This window comes from Gemmobacter nanjingensis, from assembly GCF_014652195.1.
In the GTDB taxonomy this organism is placed as follows: domain Bacteria; phylum Pseudomonadota; class Alphaproteobacteria; order Rhodobacterales; family Rhodobacteraceae; genus Gemmobacter; species Gemmobacter caeni.
The window spans coordinates 64,997-87,314 of record NZ_BMYI01000005.1 but is presented as its reverse complement, the minus strand read 5'-3'; the positions used below and the strand labels follow the sequence as shown (position 1 = coordinate 87,314).

Sequence of the window (22,318 nt, the reverse complement as noted above, 5' to 3'; positions counted from 1 at the left end):
GTTGAACAGTCGCAAACAGCAAGCAAAACGCGCCTTACGACGAAAGGCCCGCCCAGGGCTCCTGAAACGGCACAGCATAAGGCAGCAACCACTGGCCACGCTGGCCTTGGCCAGTATGCCCGCAGAATGCGGACCCTTCCCGGGCGGACAACCTGCCCTGCCGGGCCAAGCGCGTCAGCCAGACTCGTTTGAACATGCGCAGAACGCCTGACCTATGGCGGGCAGGTCACGGACGCGCGCTTGCGCCGTCTCGCGTCAGATCACGGTCAACACCCGCAACAAGACCTGTCGAAACACCCGCAAAGCCGGTTCGCTACCCCTGCCCCCGTCCACGGGCTGCCGCCTCATCCTTGTAGCGCCCCAGGCGCAAATCCTCGGCCACCGCTCCGGGGGCCCGCGTGGCGGGGTCGCCGTAGCCGCCACCGCCAGGGGTGCGGACACGGACGCGGTCACCCGGCTGCAACGGCACATCCTGCGCCTTGGACAGATGTGGCGGCACCCAGACCTCGGTGCCCCGGATCACCTCGACCCGGTTCACCCCGCCATCCTGCCCGCCCAGCACGCCCTGAGGCCCGCTGCGCCCATGATCCATCACAAAGCTCGCCCGGGCCGTGCCACGCCGGAGTTCGATCTCGTAATCCAGCCCGAAGCCACCCCGGTGCCGCCCCGCCCCGCCCGAGCCTTCGTGCAACGCGTAGCGGCGGTACAGCACAGGGAAGTTCTGCTCCATGATCTCGACCGGCGGCGCCTTGGAAATGCCGATGGTGGAACAGCCGTTTGACAGCCCGTCATGGTCGGCATTGCCGCCGTAACCGCCGCCGGAAATCTGATACATCACATAGTCACGGCCCTTTTCCGGGTCATGCCCGCCAAGGCCGAAATTGCCGCTGGTCCCGGCCGGTGCGGCGGTCACCTTCTCGGGCAGCGCCTGCACCATGGCAGCAAAGACGGCTTCGGCGATGCGCTGGCTGACCTCGGCGGCGCAGCCCGATACGGGGCGCGGGTAATGGGCATCAAGGAAGGTGCCTTTGATGCCCCGCACCTCCAGTGGTTCAAAAGCGCCGGCGCTGATCGGCACATCGGGAAAGATATGCCGCATCGCCAGATAGACCGAGGACAGCGTGGTGGCGCGGACCGAGTTCATCGGCCCGGCACAGGGCGCCGACGACCCTGTGAAATCGAAAACCAGCCCGTCTTCGGCCTTTGCCACCGAAAGCGCGATTTCCAGCGGTTCGTTCACCACACCGTCGCTGTCCACCCAGGCTTTCGCGGCATAAGTCCCGTCGGGCACCAGCGCGATATTCGCGCGCATCTGCCGTGCAGCCAGCGCCCGCATCTCGGCAATCGCCCCAGCCACGGTATCGTCCCCGTAACGGTCCATCAGCGCACCCAGCCGTTCGGCCCCGACCAGAAGCGCCGCCGCCTGTGCCTTCACATCCCCGATGCGCTGGCCGGACACGCGGATGTTGGAACAGATGATCTGCCAGATCTCGCGGTCCATTTCCCCCCGCTTGAACAGCTTCACCGGCGGCAGGCGCAGCCCCTCTTGCTCTGCCGCCGTGGCCGAGGCGGAAAAGCCACCGGGCACCGCGCCGCCGGTATCAGGCCAGTGGCCAGTGTTCGACAGCCAGCACCACAGCCGCCCGCCCCGATAGAAGGGCAGCGCGAAGCGCACATCCATCAGATGCGTGCCGCCAAGGTAGGGATCATTGACGATATAGATGTCGCCGGGCTCAGGGGCCGCTGTCTCACCGCGGGCAATGCGCCCTATCAGGTGGCGGGTGGAAAATTGCATCGTGCCCACGAAAACCGGCAGCCCCCGCGCGCCTTGCGCGATCAGGCTGCCATCTTCCGCCGAATAGATACCATCGGAACGGTCATCCGCCTCGGCAATGACGGGCGAGAAGGCCGCGCGCGAAAAGGTCAGGTCCATCTCGTCGCAGACCTGCTGCAACCCCGCCTGAATGACGGCGAGTGTCACCGGATCAATCATGCGCAGCCTCCGATTTGCAGGATCAGATTGCCCATCGCATCCGTCGCCATCCGGTCACCGGGGGGCAGAAGCGTCGTCGTATCCATCTGTTCGATGATGGCGGGACCATTCAGCGCCGCATCGGCGGGCAGCCATTCGCGGCGGTAGACCGGCACATCCTGCCAGCCGCCGAACCAGACCTGCCGCCGTCCCGTCAGGGCGCCCGCCAGATCGCGCCGCCCCGCCGGGTCGATCAGGCGCGAGAGGTCCAGATCAGGGCGGCGGCCGATAATGCTGCAATTCAGGTTCACCAGATTGGCACGAATCTCCGGCAGATCGACACGGAACCGGGCGTGATAGGCGGCCTCGAACCGCGCCTGAAGATCGGCGCGCGAGGGGGTGCCATCGGGCAGCGGCACACGCAGAAGATGGGTCTGCCCGACGAATTGCATATCTGCGGAAAACTCGGCCTCCACCCCGGTCAGCGCCACCTCCTCGGCCGCGATCAACGCCCGGCCCTGCGCCTCTTGCCCCTCCCAGAGGGCATGGACCTCCGCCATATCCACCGTATCCAGCGGGCGGTTCACCGTGCGCACGAAATCGTGGCGCAGATCGGCCACCGTGCAGCCCAGCGCATTGGTGATCCCCGGCCGCGCCGGGATCAGCACACGCGGAATGGCGAGTTCGCGCGCCAGTTCCGCCGCATGCAGCGGCCCCGCCCCGCCAAAGGCGAACAGCGCGAAATCGCGCGGGTCCGCCCCCATGGAGATCGACACCATACGAATCGCCCCCGCCATATGGGTATTGGCGATGCGCAGCACCGCCTCGGCCGCCGCCTCGACCGACAGGCCCAGCGGACGGGCGATCTGATCATCCATCGCGGCGCGGGCGGCTTCTGCCGCCTGGCCAAAGCGTTCGGTAGGCAGGCGTCCAAGGATCAGGTTCGCATCCGAAATCGTGACCTGCGTGCCCCCCCGGCCATAGCAGACCGGGCCGGGCATCGCGCCCGCGCTTTCCGGCCCGACCCGCAGCATCCCCGCCGCATCGACCCGCGCGATGGAGCCACCACCGGCGCCGACAGTGCGCACATCCACCATCGGCACATGGATCGGCATGGCATATTCCACCTCGATCTCGTTCGAGACCGGCGGGCGCGCATCGCGGATCAGCGCCACATCGGTGGAAGTGCCGCCCATGTCATAGGTGATCAGATTGGCCATCCCGGCGCGCTGCCCGGTATAGCAGGCCGCCATGACGCCGGATGCAGGGCCGGACATCACGGTCTTCACCGCTTCACGCGAGACATGGGCTGCGCTGACCATGCCGCCATTGCCGTTCATCACCAGAAGCTCAGCACGGTAGCCCCTGCCCTTCAGTTCCGCCGCGAGGCGCGAGACGTAACGCTCCAGCAAGGGCTGCACCGCCGCGTTCACCGCCGCCGTCACGCCGCGTTCAAACTCGCGGCTTTCGGACAGCAGTTGATGCCCGGCGGTGATATAGGGCGTGGGCCAAAGCTCGCGCGCGATCTCCAGCGCGCGCAGTTCATGCGCGGGATTGGCGTAGCTATGCAGGAAGTGCATCACCAGACTTTCGCAACCCGCCGCCACCAGCGCGGTAATGGCGTCGCGCAACGCAGCCTCGTCCAGCGGGGTGATCACACGGCCCTCGGCATCCATCCGCTCAGGCACTTCCAGCCGCAGGTCGCGCGGGATCACCGGCACGAAGCGGCCGGTCATGCCATAGGGCTGCGGCCGGGTGCGGCGACCCAGTTCCAGCACGTCACGGAAGCCTTCGGTGGTAATCAGCCCCGTGCGGCAAAGGTTGCGCTCCAGCACCGCGTTGGTGGTGGTCGTGGTGCCATGCACCACAAGCGCCACCTGCGCCAGGTCGGCCCCGGCGGCATCAAAGGCCGCCATCACCCCATGCGCCTGATTGTCCAGCGTCGTCGGCACCTTGGCCAGACGCACCGCGCCCGAGCCGGGATCGAAGATCACCAGATCCGTGAACGTCCCCCCGACATCGACCCCTGCAACCAGCCCGGCCATCTACACCCCCACCCAGGTTGCGAATTGCGGTGATTGCGGCGTCAACCCATGGGCCGGCAACACCTCGGTCACCCGGCCCTGCGCCATGAAGGCCACGCTGTCCGCGACCTCCAGCACCGCCTCCACCCGCTGTTCCACCAGCACCACGGCGACGCCCGTCGCCTTCAGCTTCAACACGGTGTCGCGGATCAGCCGGATCATCGAGGGCTGCAACCCCTCTGTCGGTTCGTCCAGCAGCAAGACCTTGGGCTCCAGACACAGCGCGCGGGCCAGCGCGAGCATCTGCTGTTCGCCCCCCGACAGCGTGCGCGATTGCTGGTCCAGCCGTTCACGCAGGCGGGGGAACAGGTCCAGCACATGCTCGCGCACCGCGCGGCCCTTGCGGCGGGTCATCAGCCCAATCTCGATATTCTCGGCCACGGTCAGCGGCCCGAACAGCCGCCGCCCCTGTGGAACCAGCGCCACGCCATGACGCGGCACCTCATGCGCGGGCAGGCCATGCAGCGCCTCGCCATCCAGATGGATGGTGCCCGAGGACGCCCGCAACTGGCCCATGATCGCGCGCATCAGCGTGGTCTTGCCCGCGCCATTGCGGCCCATGACGCAGGTGACCTTGCCGGGCGCGGCGCCAAGGCCCACCCCATGCAGCACCGGCGCGCCGCCATAACCTGCGGTCAGCCCCTCAATCACCAGCATGGGTGCCCCCCAGATAGGCGTCCTGCACCGCCCGATTCGCGCGGATTTCGGCCGGCAGGCCCGAGGCGAGCACGCGCCCCTGATCCAGAACCGTGATCCGTTCGGCCAGCGCCATGACCACATCCATGTTGTGTTCGATCAGCAGCACGGTCGTTTCCGGCACCAGCCCGCGCACCAGCGCCATGAAGCCCTCGATCTCGCCCGCCGCAAAGCCCTGCGTCGGCTCGTCGAGGATCAGAAGCCGGGGATGCAGCGCAAGGCCCATGCCGATCTCCAGCAACCGCTGGTGCCCGTAGCTGAGCGTTCCGGCAATTTGCGGCAGCAGATCCTCCAGCCCGACCCGCGCCGCCGCCTCGGTCACCGCGCGGGGCAAGTCGCGGGGATGACCACGCTGCACCGCCAGTGCGAGGTTGTCGAAGACCGAAAGCCCGGCATAGATCGCGGTGATCTGGAAGGTATAGCCGATGCCGCGCCGCACCCGTTCGTGCGCGGGCATATGGGTGATGTCGGTGCCGTCAAAGCGAATGGTCCCGGCATCCGGCACCTGCCGCCCGGACAGCAGGCTGACCAGCGTGGTCTTGCCCGCGCCGTTCGGCCCGATCAGCGCATGGATCTCGCCCGCGTTCAGCGCCAGATCGACGCCATCCACGGCCTTCAGCCCGCCAAAATGCCGCTTCAGCCCCTCGGCCTGCAAGATCACGGAAGCCATGATACCAGCCCCCTTTCCCGCAAGCTGCCCAGAATGCCCTTCGGCGCGAACAGCACCAACACCAGCAGCGCGCCCCCGGTCACGGCCAGTTGCACCGTGGTGTGGCTTGAGGCGAGGTCGATCAGATAGAACATCAGAACGGCGCCCAGAAGTGGCCCCAGGGTCACCCCCGCCCCGCCCAGCAGAACGTAAAGCAGCGGCAGGATGGAATAGGGGATGGTCGCGAAGGTCGCGCCGACATAGCCGAACATCACCCCGTAAAAGGCCCCCGCCGCCCCGGCGTAAAGGCCGGACAGCACCATCACCCCCAGCTTCACCGCAAAGGGGTTGTAGCCCAGCATGCGGCTGCGTTCCTCGTTCTCGCGCATGGCGACCATGACGCGGCCAAAGCGCGACCGCACCAGCGCCAGATTGCCCATCAGCGCGACCGCGAACAGGCCCAGCGCCACCAGATAGCGCGGCCCCTCTGCCGCAAGGTTCAGCCCGAAAGCCACCCGCCCGGCGGCGGGCACCGGGAAACCTTCGTCCCCGCCGGTGACCGCACCGAAATACAGCAACGTCAGATACCCCGCCTGCGCGAACATCAGCGTGACGATCATCAGGCTCACCCCGGCGGTGCGCAGCGCCAGCAGGCCGGTAAAGGCGGCCATGGCCGCCCCGGCCAGTGTTCCGATCAGCAAAGCAGGCGCGGCGGTCAGCCCAAAATGCTGGATCAGCAACCCCGCACCGAACATCCCCGCCGACAGGAACAACGCGTGGCCAAGGCTCAGAAGCCCCGTATAGCCGAAGGCAATGTTATAACCCATGGCAAAGACCGCCAGCACCATGATCCGCGCCAGATTGGCGTGATGATAGGCGGGCAGCACGAAATGCAGCGCCAGCAGCAGGGCCAGAACCGCCAAATGCAGCGACAGCGCCCTCATGCCCGCGCCCCGAACAGGCCCTGCGGGCGGAACACCAGCACCAGCGCCACCGCCAGCGTTGCCACGATCTTGGCCAGCGTCGGCGTGAAGAACATCGAGACGATGCCATCCGACAGCCCGATCAGCAGCGCCGCGATCAGCGTGCCGCGGATGGACCCCAGCCCGCCGATGATGACGACGATGAAGCTCAGGAGCAGCGGGTCATGCCCCATCAGGTAATGCGCCTGCTGGATCGGCACGATCAGCACCGCCGCCACGGCGGCCAGCGCCGCGCCCAGCGCGAAGGTGCCCGCATAGACGCGATCGACATTGATCCCGAAGGCGCGGGCGGTGTTGCGGTCCACCTGCGTCGCGCGCATCACCAGCCCCGCGCGGCTGCGTGTCATGAACAGCCAGACCGCCAGCAGGACCAGCCCCGCGGCGATCACCACGAACAGCTTGTAGCCCGAATAGCCGAACCACGGGAATTGCAGCCGCAGGCTGAACGGCGCCTCCACCGCTCGGGCATCAGGGCCAAAGAAGCTCAGCGCCCCCTGTTGCAGGATGTAGGAGATCCCGATGGTTGCCACAATGGTCGCCTCGGGGTCATAGTTCAGGCGCTTGAGGATTGCGGTATCGGCCAGCGCCGCCACCGCGCCCACCACCAGCGGGCACAGGATCAGCGCCGCGACAAAGCCCAGCGGGGCCGAGGGCACCGCCTGCACCACCACCCAGGCCAGCACGGCGCCCAGCATGAAGAACTCGCCATGCGCCACATTCACCACGCGCATGACCCCGAAGGTGAGGCTCAGCCCCACGGCGCTCAGCGCCAGCACGGCGGCCATCACCATGCCCTCAAGCGAGGCCAGCAGAAGAAACGGTCCTGTTCCCATATGTCAGCGGCGGGGACTTGAACGCCCCCGCCTGTCCCCTTTCAGAAGCTTTGCGCGGTGTAATCCACCGCATCGGGATACATGCCGTCCTCGATCGAGGTCGCATGCACCCGCATCAGCTTGCCGCCCTCGACCTTCGAGATGAATTGCTGGCCGAACACCTGATGGGTCTTGCCGTTGAAGGTCTTGGCGCCCTGCACATGATCCAGCCCGGCGTCGAAAGCCGTCATCGCCTCGATGGCCTCGACGAATTTCTGCCGGTCGGCGGTGGATTGATAGCCCGAGGCCTCCATTCCCTTCTTGATGACGAACAGCGTTTCCCAGCAGGAAAACATATGGGCATAGGTCGACACATCCCGCGCATCGCTGACCGAAGCGCCGTTGTCATCCACCCCGACGGCGGCGCGATAGGTGCTTTCCCATTCCGGCGCATCCGCCTGTTTCACCCGGCAATGGCCTTCCCAGAAATGCGTGCCTTCCAGAAACTCCAGCCCGGGTGCTGCGATATCCACCGCCTCCAGGCTGTCGATGAAGCCAAAGATCTGCGGACGGGCGCCGCTGCCGTAGAACTCGCCCAACTCCTTCACGAAGGTCAGGACGGCGGGGCCGACCATGACATGATAGAGCACTTCGGTCTCTGCCGGGATCTGCGGCAGATAGCGGGTGAAGCTGGTCTCGGTCGGCGGGATAGCGATCTGGGCGATCACCTCGCCGCCCTGCGCCTTCACCGCCTCGGTGAAGAAATCGCGGTGGTCATGGCCGAAGGCATAGTCAGGGAAAACCATCGTGACCTTCTTGCCGAGGTTCTGCATGACCCAGGGCGCCATGGAGCTGACCTGCGCGCGCACATCGGTAATGCCCGGTTGCAGCGTCCAGCGGTTCAGCATGCCGCTGGCAACGTGATAGCCTTCGGAGCAGACCAGATAAGGCACCTTCAACTCGCCCGCGCGGGGGGCAGAGCCGATGACGACATGGCTGAACAGCGGCCCGAGGATCAGGTCGCACCCGGCCTGCGTCGTCAGCTTTTCCACCACTTCGGCGCCGCGTTTGGGGTCGGTGCCGTCATCCTCGAACACGATTTCGACCGGGCGACCATTGATGCCGCCCTGATCGTTCAGGAGCTTCAGCGCCGCTTGCGTGGTGCGTTCATACCAGCGGCCATAGGCGGCGCCGATTCCGGTGCGGTGGAGCTGGAATCCCAGCTTGATCGGGGCCGAGGATTGCGCCTGCACGAAGCGGGGCGCCGCGCCCAGCATCAGCGCGCCCCCGGCGGCAAGGCCGCCCAGAACGGTGCGGCGGTTGGTCTTGAGGCCTGCGAGGTCGGTCGTCATTATCGTCTCCCCTGTTGGCCGGGCGTGCTGCCCGTATGATTTGTATGCCTGCAAATAAAAACAGCATTATTTGCAATGACTTGTTTCACACCCCCCTGGGCGAGGACAAGAGCCAGAGTCCAAGAACCGTGTATCCTACCATCAGCGCGGTCATCGGCAGATGCGCGATGGCGCGGGTATCGCCCAGCCGCGCCGACAGGTGCAGTGCCAGCAGCAACGCCAGAAGATGCGCGCCAAGGATCAGGGCGAACTGGCTGTTCCAGATCGCCGTCATCGCCGCCTGATCGGTCAGGAAGCCGAAGCCCACGAAGAACGGCTCCAGCCCCAGGAGCGCGTCCCCCCGGAAGAACGGGTCATTCATCGCCGCCAGCACATACTGACCCGAGGTCAGCAGCGTCACCAGATAATGCGCCGCGTGATAGCCCGCCGCGATGGCAAGGAAGGCCAACATCGCCGGCCCCGCACTTGCCCAGAACGGCCCGGTGTGTCGCCCCAGCCGCCGCCCCAGCGCCAGTGCACCCAGAATGCTGCCCGCCGTCAGCGCCCAGACCGCCAGCAGACCCAGCGTGTTCACCCCCTGCACGGCGGATCGGCCAGTAAATTCCAGCGGGTTCTCGCCGATCAGCGCCATCCAGAAAAAGGTCTCCATCAGCCCGTCGAAGGTCAGCCCGGCCAGCGCCAGCGTGACGAAGATCACGGCCGAAGGCGTCAGCGGCGGCAGGCGCAGGATCTGCGTGCCGGGCAGGCCCGCGTAAAGCCGCGCGCGGCGGCCATCGATCTCCAGCCAGAGGGGTGCGATCCGGGCGAGGAAACCAAGGTAGAGGGTCATGAACTCGCCCTCCTGCACCCAATGCTCGCCCTCCAGCACCGCAAGCAGGAACACGACCAGCCAATAAGCCCCGATCACCTGCGCCAGCACCAGCGGATCATCGGGTGACAGCGCGACAAGCTCGAACCACAGGAAGGCCAGCAGCCCCGCCACAGCAGGCCAGTGGCCAAGGCGTGAAAGGCCGATGCCTCCGGTGCGCCCGATCAGATGCCGCACCAGCCGCACAGGCCCGGTCCAGGGGTTCAGGGCCCGCCACAGGTTACCGAAGATCAGCGAGGCCAGCGGCAGCGCCACCCAGATCCCGGTCCAGAACACCAGTGTCAGCAGGTTGTGCATCGGGTCGCGCGTGCCGGTGAAGCCAAGAAATACCAGCCCCATCAGCGCCAGAAAGCTGAGATAAGAGGTCAGCGTTTCGGGCAGCAGCACGGGCCGTTCCAGCACCAGTCGCGCCCGGAAAACCGGCAGCCGCCGCGCGGCCCCGCCCCAGAGCGCGGTCAGAACCACAACAGCCGCCGCCCCGGCCATGTAGTGCCCGGTCGGCAGCGTCAGGATGATCGACGGCGGCAGCGCACAGGCCAGAGCCCCCGCCGGGGCGAGGGCAAGACCAAGCGCAAGGCCGCCGCGCCGGATCATCGCAGCCCGTCCTCCCCCTTCACCTGATGCACCTCCAGGCCGCCCATCCGGGCATGGATGCGCGGCCCCTTGGCCATGACGAGGATGAAGGCGATCTCGTCCGGCTTTGGCGCATCGGGAACCGAGACCTCCATCGCATCGAAATGGCTGCGGACATAGGCCGCGTTGATATGGCCGATCGGAATGTCGATGCTGGCACCCATCGGCCCCAGCTTCTTGGTCGAGGGCACGATGGCGCGGCTTTCGCCGAGCCGCTCGCGCATCGCATAGCCGCCCGGAACGTGCCAGAGCGCGCCATGCTCCAGCTCGCCCCCTGCGCCGACGATGGCGCCCTTGCCATAGGCGTCGATCCCCTCGCGCCCGCCCAGCGCGGCGATCAGCCGGTCGGTCATGGCAAGACCCAGCGATTTCAGGTCATCCATCGCCGCTTGCAGGTTGGGCTCAAAACGACCAGCAAAGGGGTTTTTCACCACCGCAACAACAGCGCCGCGCAGGCGCGGCTGGTCGGGCACGGGGCCGCCATCGTGGCGGATCTCTTCTGTCAGGGTCACGATCTTGCGGATGGGAAAATCAGCCAAGGCAGGGCTCCGGCATGGGGGCCAGCAGCGGCTGGCCGAGGGTTTGCAGGCAAGGGTGGAGGAAAAGCGCCGCTCCGGCAATTACTTCTGCGGCGATCAGGCGCCGGGCAAGCGCCGCCCCCCGCGCCAGCGCCAGCGCAGCCTCTGTCGCGGTCAGGGGGGCGACCGAGGTCGTCACCGGCAGATCGCCAAGGTCGCTGTCGTGTCTCACCTGCCGCGCAGGCAGACGGGTGATGCCGGGGTGGCCCGGCAGGTCCACCGCATTGGCGATCATCGTCGCGGCGGCATCGGCGGCGGCGGCGCTGGCCGCGAGCACCGTGACGGCATCGGCAATGCCAAGCGACTGGCTGCGCCCGCGCCAGCCCGACGTGGCGATGCCGCGCACCGGATCGGCGTGATGGATGGTCACGCGCGTCTCGCTGCCCGCAATGGCGGCACTGTAACTCGTGCCGGGCGTCAGATGCAGCGCGATGTCTCCGCCATTGTTGACATGGGCGCGGGTCAGGCCGGGACGCGGCATCACCGCCAGCACCGTCTCGGCCACCGCCCCGGCCACTGCGGCCATCGGCGTGATGAACGCCGGGCGGTGCGGGGCGACGGCCCGCGCCATCCGCCGGGCGGTCGCGCCGCGCAGCGGCCGCGGCGAGGCGCTGCGCAGGGCGGGAAGCTCGGCCACCAGTTCATCCAGCAGCGGCGCGAAACGGGCGCTGGCGGCACTGAAAGCCGCCTCCACCGCCTCGGGCGTGCCATCGGCGCCAAGGATCAGGTCCATCGGGCCATGATGCAGATGCAGGCGCCCATCGGGCAGGCGGCGGGCTTCAGCCGGCATCACACCTCTCCCTTTGGCAGGATGCGCGCGGCGGTCGGGTATTCGCCGCCGTCGCGCAGGATGTCAGGCAGCTCGCGGATCGCGTCAGCATGGCCACCCAGCGCCAGATAGGCGTCGCGCGGCAGGGTGAACTCCAGCGGTGCCACAAGCGCGGGGGTCGGCACATAGCCGAAGGCACCGGGCGGCAGCGCCGTCACATCCACCATGAAGGTGATACCACCGCCGGGCCAGATGTAGCATTCAGCCCCGCCTGCGGTCAGCACGGTTTCCCCCGCCTGCACCGAGCGCGTCAGCCGCACCGGGTTGCGCGTGACACCCGCGCGCAGGCTGCCCCCCGCCCCGCCCATGAACAGCACCGTGCAAAGCGAGGGTTCGCAGTTTTCCGCGATCAGGTCGACGGTTGCGCGCAGCGCCTCGGGCAGCGGGGCGGGGCGCGGGGTCAGGCTGTCGTCAAGGACATAGAACCCCCAGTCCTCGCCCGTGGTGGAAACCATCAAGAGACGCAGGCCGGGCCGCGCGCCCTTCTTCGCCTCCCACGGGCCAAGGATTTCAAGCGGGTCGGTCAGCCGGGTGCCGCCCCAGCCAAGGCCGGGGTCCGAGACGCGGAAATAGCGGCCGGGCGTCGAGCGATGCCCCTTGATGCGGATGCCGCTGGGCGGCCAGCCGATCACCTTGCCCGCCTGATGTTCCGACACCACGCCGGTGATGTGGTCGTCAACCACCACCACCTCGTCCACCAGCCCCTGCCATTGCGCGGCGAACATCCCGATGGTGGCCGAGCCGCAGCCGACACGCATCCGGTGTTCGGGCTTGCCATCCACGATCGGCGCACGGCCTGCCTGCACGATGACGGTCGAGCCGCCGTCGATCGCCAGTTCCACCGCCTCGCGGTTGCAAAGCGCCAGCAGGGTGGAACAGGTCAGCCGCCCCTCGGGTTTGGAGCCGCCGGTGAGGTGATGCACCCCCCCCAGTGACAGCATCTGCGATCCATATTCGGCCGTGGTGACATGCCCCACCGGCTCGCCCCCCGCGCGGACCGTGGCGCCCTCGGGGCCAAGGAAGCGGTCGGTGTCGATCTTCACCTTGACGCCGCAGTAGGAAAAGATCGCCTCTGTCACCACGGTCACCATGTCCGCGCCTTCGGGGCGGGAGGCGATGATGAAGGGCGCGGGTTTGAAATCCGGGTAGGTGGTGCCTGCGCCGATGGCAGTGACAGTCGTATCCGCCGGGGTCAGCGCGCCGTCCCAACCGGCACCTGCGAAGGGGATGACCGGCGTTCCGGATGCCAGAGCCTGCGACAGCATCACCAGGGGATCAGTGCGGACGATGCGACCCGAGTCATTGGCATAGCGGTCGCAGGCGCCGGTCTGGCCGGGGGCGATGTAGCACATCACCGGGCAGGCATCGCAGCGGATCTTCTCGGGCGCGGCGCTGGTCATGGCATGGCCTCGGATGGCGAGGTTCGTGGGGGCTGTCTGCCCGTCGCCGGTCGGGCTTGAACCGATGGCGCCCAACCGGCGACCCCCGAAGGATATTTTTGCCAAGATAAAAGCAGGTTCATTCCCGGCACCCCTTAATCGCCGTGCGCAGCCGGTGCGGCAGCACCGGAACACGGGTCAAGGTGATGCCGGTGGCGTGGCGGATCGCGTTCAGGATCGCAGGCGCGGTGGGGATCAGCGTGTGTTCGCCCAACCCCTTGGCACCGAAGGGGCCTTCCGGGTCCGGCACCTCGATCAGCAGGCTTTCTATGGGCGGCACGTCCGAAGTGGTAGGAATCAGGTAATCATGCAGGTTCTCGGTCCGGCCGGGCAGATATTCTTCCATCAGCGCAAGGCCGATGCCCTGCGCGATACCGCCCTCGATTTGCCCTCGCGCCAGCAGCGGGTTGATGGCGCGGCCAAGGTCATGCGCCGCAGTGATCTTCAGGAGCCGCACCGTCCCCAGCGCGGCATCGACCTCAAGTTCCACCATCTGCGCGCCGAAGCCATAGACGGCATAGGGGATGCCCTGCCCGTTTTCGTCCAGAGCCGCAGTGGGCGGGTCATAGCTTTCCTCGGCCATCAGCACATAGCCGAAGGGGTCTTCCGGCAGCGCGGCAAGGCTCAGCCGCGCGGTCTGGCCGTTTTCAGTGCCGGTCAGCGTGACGCCCTCCAGCGCCAGCCGCGCGCCCTGCCCCATGTTCAGCCGCCGCAAAATCTCGGCCCGCAGCGCGGCCCCAGCCGCCTGTGCCGCGCGGCCCGAGACGAAGGTCTGCCGGCTGGCTGAGGTCTTGCCCGCATCCGGCGTCAGCGCGGTATCGGGGCCGATCAGGCGCAAGGCGGCCAGCGGCAGGCCCAGCGCCTCTGCCGCGATCTGCGGGATGACGGTGTTGGACCCCTGCCCGATGTCGGTCGCGCCCTGATGCAGCACCGGCACACCCGCACGGGTCAGGCCCAGCCGCATGGTCGAAGGATTGGGCAGCGAGGTATTGCCGCAGCCATACCAGCAGGTCGCCAGCCCCACTCCGCGCCCCGGCACCTGCGCCTCGGCCAAGGCGCGCTGCCAGTGCGGGCGCAGCGCGGTCAGGCATTCATGGATGCCCGGCGCGGCGAGGCGCTGGCCTGTGACGGTTTCGTCGCCGGCGCGCAGGGCGTTGCGCAGCCGGAACTCCAGCGCGTCGATGCCCGCCGCCTCGGCCAGCCGGTCGATCAGCGTTTCCGACAGCAACATCGCCTGCGGCACGCCGAAGCCCCGGAAGGCGCCGGAAACCGGACCATGGGTATGCACCGCCCGCGCCTCGGCCGCATAGGCGGGCATCCGGTAGGGACCGGAGGCATGGACCGGCACGCGATTGGCCACCGTCGGCCCCCAGCTTGCATAGGCGCCGGTGTCGAAACTGCCGTCGAAGGTCATGCCCGTCAGTCGCCCTTCGGCATCGCAGCCCAGCGCCGCGCGCATCCGCCCCGGATGGCGCTTGGTGGTGGAAGTCATGCTTTCGCTGCGGCTGTAGGTCATCCGCACCGGCTGCCCGGTGCGCAGCGCCACCAGCCCGATCAGCGGTTGCAGGCTGACATCCAGTTTCGAGCCAAACCCGCCCCCCACCGCCGAGGGCAGGATGCGCACCCGCTCCGGCGGCAGGCCCAGAACGGCGGCGGTATCGTCGCGGTCCATCACCGGCGCCTGGGTGCAGGCACGGATGCAAAGCGTGTCGCCTTCCATCCAGGCTGCACCCGCCTCGGGCTCGATATAGGCATGTTCGACGAAAGCGGTCTGCATCTCGCCCTCGACCACGAAGGCGGAATCCGCCAGCGCGGTAGCGGCATCGCCGCGCCGCACACGGCCCGCAATCAGGATATTGCCGGGACGCGAGGGATGGACCAGCGGCGCGTCCGGCGTCTCTGCCTCTGCCATCGTGACCGGCGGCAAGGACTGCCAGTTGACCGGGAAGCTGGAAAGGTCTGGTTCCGCCCCATCCTCGAAAGCCACCAGTGCCACCGCCTCGCCCCGAAAGCGGGCGGTGCCCTCGGCCAGCGCGGGTTGGTCTGCGAAGGCCGGGATGACGCCAAAGGCATTGCGACCGGGGATGTCGGCAGCCGTGAACACCCGTGCCTGCTGCGCCGCGGCCCAGGCCGCCAGATCGCCGAAAGTGAAGCGCGCATGCGGATGAGGCGACCGGATCGCCCGCACCACCAGCCCGCCCTTCTGCCAGACATCGGCGCCGAACAGATCGCCCGCGACCTTGGCCGCGCCATCCAGCCGGGGAATGGCCTGCCCCACCCGCCCCTCGGGCGCAGCGGGCGGCGGCGTGGTATCGCAGACTGCCGTGATGATGGCCTGATAGCCGGTGCAGCGACACAGAACACCGCCCAAGGCGGCCTCAGCCTCGGCGCGCGAGGGCGCGGGGTTCCGGCGCAGCAGCGCCAGCGCCGTCATCAGCATACCGGGGGTGCATATGCCGCACTGTGCCGCACCATGGCGCAGAAAGCTGGCGCGGAGCGCGGTCAGCAGCAGATCGTCGGCCTCGATGGTGGTGACATCGCGGCCCTTGGCGCGGGCGGTGGGCGTGAGGCAGGCGCAAACCGGCGCGCCATCCAGCAGCACGGTGCAGGCGCCGCAATCACCGGCATCGCAACCTACCTTGGTGCCGGTCAGCCCCGCCTCCTCCCGCAGCGCATCCGACAGGCGTCGGGTGGTGCCGCTGAGGGAGACAGGCTTGCCGTTGACGCAGCTCATGCCACCGCCTCCATCATCGCGCGGCGGGTCAGTTCTGCCGCCGCCTCCAGCCGATAGGCGGCGCTGCCGCGCACGTCGTTGATCGGGTCAAGGTCAGCGGCCAGCAGATCGGGCGTGATGCGCGCCAGTGCCTCGGCCAGCGGCAGACCCCGGCAGGCCGTTTCCGCCGCTGCCAGACGACGCGCGGTCGGCGCACAGGCCCCGGCGGATAATGCAAGCTCGGCAATCACCCCGCCCTCCAGCCGCAGCCGCGCCGCCACCATGGCAATGGAGATCACCAGATGCGCCCGCGCACCCAGCTTCTGAAAGGCCGACCGCCCCGCCAGCGCCTTGCGCGGCAGATGCAGGGCCAGCAGCAGTTCATCCGCCGCCAGCGCGGTTTGTCGCGCGCCGGTCAGAAATTCGACCAGTGGAAGGCGGCGCGGGCCACGGGGCGAGGCAAGCTCCAGCTCCGCCTCCAGTACAAGCAGCGGCGGCGCACCATCGGCGGCGGGCGAGGCATTGCAGAGATTGCCACCCACCGTGCCTGCATTCTGGATCTGCCACCCACCCACCTGCCGCGCCGCCTGTTGCAGGCCCGCACAGGCGGGCGGCAAATTGGCAGCGGCCAGAGCGGACCATGTGACCCCCGCGCCGATACACAGCCCCTCGGGGGTTTCGCGGATCTCGGCCATCCCCGGCAGCGCGGTCAGGTCCAGCACGGCAAAGCCCAAAGCCTGTCTCTGTGTGGCGGGATAAAGATCCGTCCCACCCGCCAGCACACGCCATCCGCCCGCGGCCAGAAGGCCAAGCGCCTGGTCAAGCGTATCGGGGCGCGCGTAATCGGTCACAAACGGCCTCGCGGGTTGCGGGTCGGGGCGGGAACGGCGTGTAGATTGTTTGTATGCAAACATCCTGCGGCGATCTGCCGCCCGCTGTCAACGATTTTGATGGCAAGGGTTTTGATGGCAAAGCGCTTGCCCCCGCCGCCCCCCGCCGCTATCGGAGAGGGGTGAGCGAGGAAACCGGACCCTATGTGCTGGACGATCAGGTCGGTTACCTGCTGCGGCGGGTGACGCAGCGCCACCTTGCGATCTTCTCGCAGCACATCCCCGAAATCACCGCCATGCAATTCGCCTGTCTGGTGCGGCTGCATCAGCAAGGGCCGCTGAGCCAGAACCACCTCGGCCGCGCCGCCTCGATGGATGCGGCAACGGTGAAGGGCGTGGTGGGCCGCCTGGAAAAGCTGGGCCTTGTGACCCGCGCCGCCGATCCGGGCGACAAACGCCGCCTGACCGTCACACTGACCGAGGCGGGCGCAGCACTTGTCTCTGCGCGCTATGCCGACGGGCTGCGCATCAGCGCCGCCACGATGGAACCGCTGAACCGGGCAGAACGGGCGCACCTTATGGCGCTCCTCAATCGCCTGACCTGAGGTGTTCGGCCAATAGCGCCGCCAGCCCTTCCCGGTAGGTCGGATAGGCAAGCTGCACGCCAAGATCGCGCTTCATCCGGTCATTCCGCACCCGCTTGCTTTCGGCATAGAAACTGCGGGCCAGCGGCGTCATCTCGGCCTCGTCGATCGGCACGACCGGCGGCAGGTCCACTCCCAGTAACTCGGCCGCATGGGTCAGCACGTCCTGCGGCGGCGATGGGTCGTCGTCACAGACATTGTAGATCGCCCCCGGCTCGGGCCGGTTGATCGAAGCGTCCAGCACCTGCGCGATGTCCTCGACATGGATGCGCGAGAAATATTGCCCCGGCTTCACAATCCGCTGCGCAGTGCCGTCCCTGACCTTGCGGAACGGGCCACGACCGGGGCCGTAGATCCCGGCAAGGCGGAAGATATGCAGGTGCAGACCCTGCGCGGCGGCCAGCGCCTGCCAACCGGCCTCAGCCGCGACGCGCTGATGGCCGCGCGTGGTGCCGGGCGTCAGGGGTGTCGTCTCATCCACCCAGCCGCCCGCGTGATCGCCGTAGACCCCGGTGGTGGACAGATACCCCAGCCAGCGCAGCCCCGGCAGCGGCCGGTCGAACGCCTCCGGCGCCGCCGTCAGAACCGGATCGCCCGCCGCATCCGGCGCGGCGGAAAGCAGGATATGGCTTGCCCCCGCCACGGCTCCGGCCAGATCGACGCCGGGCCAGATCAGCGGCGTTACGCCCTCTGCCGCCATGGCCGCCGCGCGGTCGGCACTGCGGGTGGTGCCGGTGACCAGCCAGCCCTGCGCCAGAAGCCGCCGCGTCAGTGCCCGCGCTGAATAGCCGTAACCGATTGCCAGTAAATGCCGTTCCATCCTGCCCCGCCCTTCCCTTTCCCCCGTTTTCGGCCCTGTCGCCGCCCTTGGCAAGCCGTGGCGGCGCGACCGCATGTCACGCGGCTTTCACCAGCCTGCGTTAGCGCCCCCATAACAGACTTGATTTGCCCCCCGGCAAAGGTGCAAAAAGGGCGATCAAAAAAATGGAAAAAGATGTGACGCAGTTTACCGAAACGCAAAACGCGCCGGCCGATCCGGCGCAGGAATATTTCACCGATCCGACCGCCGCCGTTGACCGGCTGCAAGACCTTTACGATGCCGCCGTCGCGCATCTGACCGCCGGTTTCAATGCTGTGATGCAGGGCAACCGCCCCGAGACGCGGCTGCGCGCCTGCTATCCTGAGATCCGGCTGGTCACCACCAGCTTTGCCAAGGCGGATTCGCGGCTATCGTTCGGCCATGTGGCCCAGCCCGGCACCTATGTCGCCACGATCACCCGGCCCGACCTGTTCCGCAACTACCTGATCCAGCAGCTTGGCCTGCTGATCGAAAACCACGGCGTGCCCATCGCCATCGGCCCGTCGCAAACCCCGATCCCGGTGCATTTCGCGCTGGCCAACCGCCCCGGCGTTCTGGTGCCGCAGGAGGGCGTGCTGGACTTCCCGCTGCGCGACGTGTTCGACGTGCCGGACCTTGCCACCACGAACGACGACATCGTGAACGGCGTGCTGACCGAGTATCCCGACGGCTCGCGCCCGCTGGCGCCGTTCACAGCGCAAAGGGTGGATTACTCGCTCGCGCGGCTTTCGCATTACACCGCGACCGATGCCGGGCATTTCCAGAACCACGTCCTGTTCACCAACTACCAGTTCTATGTGGATGAATTTGAGGCCTATGCCCGCAAGGTTCTGGGTGATCCGGCCTCGGGCTATTCCTCGTTCGTGGCGCCCGGCAATGCCGAGATTACCACGCCTAACGGCGATCTTGTGGTGCTGCCCAAGATGCCGCAGATGCCGACCTATCACCTGAAGCGCCCCGACGGGCAGGGCATCACGCTCGTCAATATCGGCGTCGGCCCCTCGAACGCCAAGACCGCGACCGACCATATCGCCGTGCTGCGCCCACATGCCTGGCTGATGGTGGGTCACTGCGCCGGCCTGCGCAATTCGCAAAGCCTTGGCGATTTCGTGCTGGCCCACGCCTATCTGCGCGAGGATCACGTTCTGGACGACGATTTGCCGATCTGGGTGCCGATCCCGGCGCTGGCGGAAATCCAGATCGCACTGGAGCGCGCGGTGGAACATGTGACCCAGTTGCAGGGTTACGAACTGAAACGGATCATGCGCACCGGCACGGTTGCCACCATCGACAACCGCAACTGGGAACTGCGCGACCAGTCCGGCCCGGTGCAGCGGCTCAGCCAGTCGCGCGCCGTCGCACTGGACATGGAAAGCGCCACCATCGCCGCCAACGGCTTCCGCTTCCGGGTGCCCTATGGCACGCTGCTCTGCGTCTCGGACAAGCCGCTGCATGGCGAGCTGAAGCTGCCCGGCATGGCAACCGATTTCTACCGCAGTCAGGTTGCGCGCCATCTGCTGATCGGCATTCACGCCATGGAACAGTTGCGCGACATGCCGGTTGAACGTATCCACAGCCGGAAGTTGCGCAGCTTCGAGGAAACCGCCTTCCTGTAACGCTGCGATGCAGCAGCGCGGCAGGGCGCGCATCCCGGCATTCTGGGCTTGCACTTTGCCGCGAAAACCTGTGTAGCACTGTCCATCAATGCCCCGAGGGGCTTATTCTCCGCCCAAAGGCGGGGACAAGACCAAAGGAAAGAAAAATGTCGAAACCGATGACCAAGACGCAACTCGTGGCCGCCCTGTCCGAAGCCATGGGCGCCGACAAGAAAACCGCCGGCACCGCGCTGGATGCGATCGCCGCCATCGTGGCGCGTGAAGTGGCTGCCGGTGGCGCCGTCACGCTGCCGGGCCTTGGCAAGGTAGTCTGCCGCGCCCGCCCGGAACGTCAGGTGCGCAACCCGGCCACCGGCGAAACCGTGACCAAGCCGGCCGACAAGCAGGTGAAATTCACCATCGCGAAAGCGCTGAAAGACAGCGTGAACGCCTGATCGGCCCCGCGCCGTTCGCCAAGGCCGCCCACGAGGCGGCCTTTTTCTTGCGCCCTTCCTTTGCCCGGATTGCCCCGTGAACCTGCGCGCCCTTGTCACCGGCCTGTGCTTCGCCCTGATCTGGTCTTCGGCCTATGCCGTGGCCCGCATCATCGTGGCCGAGGCGCCGCCGCTGTTGTCGCTGGCGCTGCGGTTCAGTATCTCGGGCGTGGTTGCGGTGGGCATCGGCCTGCTGCTGGGGCAAAGCCTGCGCCTGACGCGGGCGCAATGGCGGGCAACGCTGATCTTCGGCCTGTGCCAGAACGCGCTGTATCTGGGCCTCAACTTCATCGCGATGCAGTGGATCGAGGCATCTCTGGCCGCGATCATCGCCTCTTCCATGCCGCTGATCGTTGCGGCCCTGGGCTGGGCCTTCCGGGGGGAGCGGCTGTCACCGCTGGGCGTACTGGGCCTTGGCCTCGGTTTCAGTGGCGTGGCGCTGATCATGGCGGCGCGGCTGACCGGCGGAGCCGACCCGCTGGGCGTGGTCTTCTGCCTTGCCGCCGCGCTGGCGCTGGCCACCGCAACGCTGACCCTGCGCGGCGCCGCTTCGGGCGGCAATCTGTGGATCATCGTCGGGCTTCAGATGTGGGTCGGGGCGGCGGTTCTGTGGGTCGCGGGCGGGCTGCTGGAAAGCTGGCACCTGCCGACGAACCCGCAATGGATCGCAGCGATGACTTATCAGATCTTCATGCCCGGCATCGCGGCGACGGTGCTGTGGTTCGCGCTGGTGCGCCAGATCGGCGCGGTGAAGGCATCGAGCTTTCACTTCCTCAACCCGTTCTTTGGCGTGGCCATCGCGGCCGCGCTGCTGGGCGAACAGATCCGGGCCACCGACATTGCCGGGGTCGTGGTGGTCATGGCCGGTATCCTTGCCGTGCAGCGCGCCCGCGAGACCCGCGCGCGGCCCTAACCCGCCATCAGCGCCGCATCCCGCGCCTGCATCGCTGCCACCGCCGGGCGCGCCTGACACCGCGCCACCCAATCGCGGATCGCCGGGTCGTCCGGCGTCGCCTCGCGGAACCAGGCATAAGGCGAATGCACTAGCAGATCGACCGCCGAATAGCGATCACCCAGCAGCCACGGCCCGCGCGCCAGCGCCGCCGAAATCCGCGCCGCCACCTCATCTGTGCCGCGCCATGTGGCGGTGAAGGCCGGATGCGACAGCCCGCTGCGCGCCACGATCAGCGCGGGTTCCATGACTGCACCATACCAGAACAGCCAGGTAAGAAAGGCGCCCCGCTGCGGATCGCCAGGCCGCGGCGCCATGCCCCCCTGTGGGAACAGTGCCGTCAGATAAAGCATGATGGCCGCCGTTTCCGAGATCAGTGTCCCGTCATGGTCCAGCAGCGGCACCTTGCCCTCGGGATGCGGGTTCGCCGCATCCGGCCCGCCGGAACCGTCAAACCGGCGGATCGTGACGGGACGCAGCGCCACCTCATCCCTGATCCCCATCTCCTCGATCAGGGTCAGGATGCGCGAGGAGCGCGAATTGGGCGCGTGACAGAGGGTCAGCATGGCAGGCTCCTTTTCTTTCTGCATGCCCCTGTTATGCTGCACCCCTCCTGACGAAAGCTGTCAGCATCATGGCCCGATCCGACCGCCTGTTCCGCCTGCTGGATGCCCTGCGCCGCCTGCCGCCGCCCGCGACAGCCGCGCGGCTGGCAGAGGAACTTGAAGTCTCGCCGCGCACGCTTTACCGCGACATCGCCAGCCTGCGTGCGGCAGGAGCGCGGATCGAGGGCGAGGCCGGAGTAGGCTACACGCTGACCGAAGATCCGGCCCTGCCCCCACAGATGTTTACCCGGATGGAGGTCGAGGCGCTGATGCTCGGGCTGGCCGAGATCCGCCTTGCAGGCGACCCGGCACTGGCCCGCGCGGCTGAAACCGCCGCCGCCCGCATCATCGCCACCCTGCCCGAAAGGGTGCAGCGGCAAGCGCTGCATGCCGCACAGGAAATCTACCGCTTCGAGCCGCGCCAGCCCGCCCCGCCGCATCTGGGCCTGATCCGTGAGGCGATCTGGGCCGAATGCGCGCTGGACCTGCGCTATGAGGATAATGCGGGCCAAAGCAGCCAGCGCCGGATCTGGCCCCTGTCGGTGGTCTGGCTGGACAAATCACTGATGCTGCTGGCCTGGTGCTGTTTGCGCAACGACTTTCGCCGATTCAAGCTGCACCAGATGTCAGATGTCACGCAAAGCGACGAAAGCTTCCGCCCCCGCCGCGTGCCGCTGCTGCGCGCGTTTCACACCCGCCTGCGCGGTCAGGGCAAGGCGCAAATTCGTTGA

At 67.5% G+C, this 22,318-nt stretch carries 20 protein-coding genes; 5 read left to right on the top strand and 15 right to left on the bottom strand.

The window, feature by feature from the left end:
- Window positions 1–313: 313 nt before the first annotated feature.
- From IE126_RS10540 to IE126_RS10480, 13 genes are all read right to left on the bottom strand, one after another.
- Window positions 314–1,993: a hydantoinase B/oxoprolinase family protein gene (locus IE126_RS10540; protein WP_170120553.1), complete on the bottom strand. Its 1,680-nt coding sequence runs from the start codon at window positions 1,991–1,993 to the stop codon at window positions 314–316.
- Window positions 1,990–4,017, bottom strand: coding sequence for a hydantoinase/oxoprolinase family protein (locus tag IE126_RS10535; protein ID WP_189380933.1), 2,028 nt, complete (start codon window positions 4,015–4,017; stop codon window positions 1,990–1,992). Before IE126_RS10535 ends, IE126_RS10540 begins: the two co-directional genes overlap by 4 nt.
- On the bottom strand, window positions 4,018–4,713 hold the full coding sequence (locus IE126_RS10530; RefSeq protein ID WP_189380932.1) for an ABC transporter ATP-binding protein: 696 nt from the start codon (window positions 4,711–4,713) through the stop codon (window positions 4,018–4,020).
- A complete protein-coding gene (locus tag IE126_RS10525) occupies window positions 4,700–5,422 on the bottom strand; it encodes an ABC transporter ATP-binding protein (RefSeq protein WP_189380931.1) in 723 nt (240 codons plus the stop codon). The genes IE126_RS10530 and IE126_RS10525 overlap by 14 nt, the downstream gene beginning before the upstream one ends.
- Window positions 5,410–6,345 (bottom strand): branched-chain amino acid ABC transporter permease, encoded by a 936-nt coding sequence (locus tag IE126_RS10520; protein WP_189380930.1) that lies wholly within the window; start codon window positions 6,343–6,345, stop codon window positions 5,410–5,412. The genes IE126_RS10525 and IE126_RS10520 overlap by 13 nt, the downstream gene beginning before the upstream one ends.
- Window positions 6,342–7,217 carry a branched-chain amino acid ABC transporter permease gene (locus IE126_RS10515; RefSeq protein WP_189380929.1) on the bottom strand — a complete coding sequence of 292 codons (876 nt, stop codon included), beginning with the start codon at window positions 7,215–7,217 and terminating at the stop codon, window positions 6,342–6,344. Before IE126_RS10515 ends, IE126_RS10520 begins: the two co-directional genes overlap by 4 nt.
- A 41-nt stretch (window positions 7,218–7,258) precedes the next feature.
- Window positions 7,259–8,548 carry an ABC transporter substrate-binding protein gene (locus tag IE126_RS10510; protein ID WP_108128979.1) on the bottom strand — a complete coding sequence of 430 codons (1,290 nt, stop codon included), beginning with the start codon at window positions 8,546–8,548 and terminating at the stop codon, window positions 7,259–7,261.
- 85 nt (window positions 8,549–8,633) lie between these two features.
- Window positions 8,634–10,010 (bottom strand): hypothetical protein, encoded by a 1,377-nt coding sequence (locus IE126_RS10505; protein WP_189380928.1) that lies wholly within the window; start codon window positions 10,008–10,010, stop codon window positions 8,634–8,636.
- Window positions 10,007–10,588 (bottom strand): amino acid synthesis family protein, encoded by a 582-nt coding sequence (locus IE126_RS10500; RefSeq protein ID WP_108128981.1) that lies wholly within the window; start codon window positions 10,586–10,588, stop codon window positions 10,007–10,009. Before IE126_RS10500 ends, IE126_RS10505 begins: the two co-directional genes overlap by 4 nt.
- Entirely contained in the window at window positions 10,581–11,417 is an 837-nt protein-coding gene (locus IE126_RS10495; protein WP_189380927.1) for a UPF0280 family protein, read from the bottom strand. The genes IE126_RS10500 and IE126_RS10495 overlap by 8 nt, the downstream gene beginning before the upstream one ends.
- Window positions 11,417–12,856 carry a 6-hydroxynicotinate reductase gene (locus tag IE126_RS10490; protein ID WP_189380926.1) on the bottom strand — a complete coding sequence of 480 codons (1,440 nt, stop codon included), beginning with the start codon at window positions 12,854–12,856 and terminating at the stop codon, window positions 11,417–11,419. The genes IE126_RS10495 and IE126_RS10490 overlap by 1 nt, the downstream gene beginning before the upstream one ends.
- Window positions 12,857–12,974: 118 nt before the next feature.
- Window positions 12,975–15,629, bottom strand: coding sequence for a molybdopterin-dependent oxidoreductase (locus IE126_RS10485; protein WP_189380925.1), 2,655 nt, complete (start codon window positions 15,627–15,629; stop codon window positions 12,975–12,977).
- Window positions 15,626–16,459 (bottom strand): FAD binding domain-containing protein, encoded by an 834-nt coding sequence (locus tag IE126_RS10480; RefSeq protein WP_189380924.1) that lies wholly within the window; start codon window positions 16,457–16,459, stop codon window positions 15,626–15,628. The genes IE126_RS10485 and IE126_RS10480 overlap by 4 nt, the downstream gene beginning before the upstream one ends.
- 161 nt (window positions 16,460–16,620) lie before the next feature.
- On the opposite strand from IE126_RS10480, the gene IE126_RS10475 reads away from it, so the two are divergent.
- Entirely contained in the window at window positions 16,621–17,043 is a 423-nt protein-coding gene (locus IE126_RS10475; protein WP_229825397.1) for a MarR family winged helix-turn-helix transcriptional regulator, read from the top strand.
- Here the strand turns inward: IE126_RS10475 and IE126_RS10470 are convergent.
- A complete protein-coding gene (locus IE126_RS10470; RefSeq protein ID WP_189380922.1) occupies window positions 17,027–17,902 on the bottom strand; it encodes an SDR family oxidoreductase in 876 nt (291 codons plus the stop codon). The genes IE126_RS10475 and IE126_RS10470 overlap by 17 nt on opposite strands.
- Window positions 17,903–18,078: 176 nt before the next feature.
- Here IE126_RS10470 and IE126_RS10465 point away from each other — a divergent pair, with 176 nt between their 5' ends.
- The 3 genes from IE126_RS10465 (at window position 18,079) to IE126_RS10455 (ending at window position 20,943) form a co-directional block, all read left to right on the top strand.
- Window positions 18,079–19,557, top strand: coding sequence for an AMP nucleosidase (locus IE126_RS10465; RefSeq protein WP_229825395.1), 1,479 nt, complete (start codon window positions 18,079–18,081; stop codon window positions 19,555–19,557).
- A 146-nt stretch (window positions 19,558–19,703) separates the two neighbouring features.
- The gene (locus tag IE126_RS10460) at window positions 19,704–19,991 is read left to right on the top strand and encodes an HU family DNA-binding protein (RefSeq protein WP_054302470.1); all 288 of its coding nucleotides are present in this window, start codon (window positions 19,704–19,706) and stop codon (window positions 19,989–19,991) included.
- A 76-nt stretch (window positions 19,992–20,067) separates the two neighbouring features.
- Entirely contained in the window at window positions 20,068–20,943 is an 876-nt protein-coding gene (locus IE126_RS10455; RefSeq protein ID WP_189380920.1) for a DMT family transporter, read from the top strand.
- Here the strand turns inward: IE126_RS10455 and IE126_RS10450 are convergent.
- Window positions 20,940–21,548, bottom strand: a complete 609-nt coding sequence (locus tag IE126_RS10450) for a glutathione S-transferase family protein (protein WP_189380919.1) — start codon at window positions 21,546–21,548, stop codon at window positions 20,940–20,942. The genes IE126_RS10455 and IE126_RS10450 overlap by 4 nt on opposite strands.
- A 68-nt stretch (window positions 21,549–21,616) precedes the next feature.
- Between IE126_RS10450 and IE126_RS10445 the strand changes: the two genes are divergently transcribed.
- On the top strand, window positions 21,617–22,318 hold the full coding sequence (locus tag IE126_RS10445) for a helix-turn-helix transcriptional regulator (RefSeq protein WP_189380918.1): 702 nt from the start codon (window positions 21,617–21,619) through the stop codon (window positions 22,316–22,318).

What these genes read in the sequence shown, in the direction of transcription:
- IE126_RS10540 (WP_170120553.1), bottom strand. Translation starts at nt 1,993, where the DNA reads ATGATTGATCCGGTGACACTCGCCGTCATTCAGGCGGGGTTGCAGCAG.
- IE126_RS10535 (WP_189380933.1), bottom strand. Translation starts at nt 4,017, where the DNA reads ATGGCCGGGCTGGTTGCAGGGGTCGATGTCGGGGGGACGTTCACGGAT.
- IE126_RS10530 (WP_189380932.1), bottom strand. Translation starts at nt 4,713, where the DNA reads ATGCTGGTGATTGAGGGGCTGACCGCAGGTTATGGCGGCGCGCCGGTG.
- IE126_RS10525 (WP_189380931.1), bottom strand. Translation starts at nt 5,422, where the DNA reads ATGGCTTCCGTGATCTTGCAGGCCGAGGGGCTGAAGCGGCATTTTGGC.
- IE126_RS10520 (WP_189380930.1), bottom strand. Translation starts at nt 6,345, where the DNA reads ATGAGGGCGCTGTCGCTGCATTTGGCGGTTCTGGCCCTGCTGCTGGCG.
- IE126_RS10515 (WP_189380929.1), bottom strand. Translation starts at nt 7,217, where the DNA reads ATGGGAACAGGACCGTTTCTTCTGCTGGCCTCGCTTGAGGGCATGGTG.
- IE126_RS10510 (WP_108128979.1), bottom strand. Translation starts at nt 8,548, where the DNA reads ATGACGACCGACCTCGCAGGCCTCAAGACCAACCGCCGCACCGTTCTG.
- IE126_RS10505 (WP_189380928.1), bottom strand. Translation starts at nt 10,010, where the DNA reads ATGATCCGGCGCGGCGGCCTTGCGCTTGGTCTTGCCCTCGCCCCGGCG.
- IE126_RS10495 (WP_189380927.1), bottom strand. Translation starts at nt 11,417, where the DNA reads ATGCCGGCTGAAGCCCGCCGCCTGCCCGATGGGCGCCTGCATCTGCAT.
- IE126_RS10490 (WP_189380926.1), bottom strand. Translation starts at nt 12,856, where the DNA reads ATGACCAGCGCCGCGCCCGAGAAGATCCGCTGCGATGCCTGCCCGGTG.
- IE126_RS10485 (WP_189380925.1), bottom strand. Translation starts at nt 15,629, where the DNA reads ATGAGCTGCGTCAACGGCAAGCCTGTCTCCCTCAGCGGCACCACCCGA.
- IE126_RS10470 (WP_189380922.1), bottom strand. Translation starts at nt 17,902, where the DNA reads ATGGAACGGCATTTACTGGCAATCGGTTACGGCTATTCAGCGCGGGCA.
- IE126_RS10460 (WP_054302470.1), top strand. Translation starts at nt 19,704, where the DNA reads ATGTCGAAACCGATGACCAAGACGCAACTCGTGGCCGCCCTGTCCGAA.
- IE126_RS10450 (WP_189380919.1), bottom strand. Translation starts at nt 21,548, where the DNA reads ATGCTGACCCTCTGTCACGCGCCCAATTCGCGCTCCTCGCGCATCCTG.
- IE126_RS10445 (WP_189380918.1), top strand. Translation starts at nt 21,617, where the DNA reads ATGGCCCGATCCGACCGCCTGTTCCGCCTGCTGGATGCCCTGCGCCGC.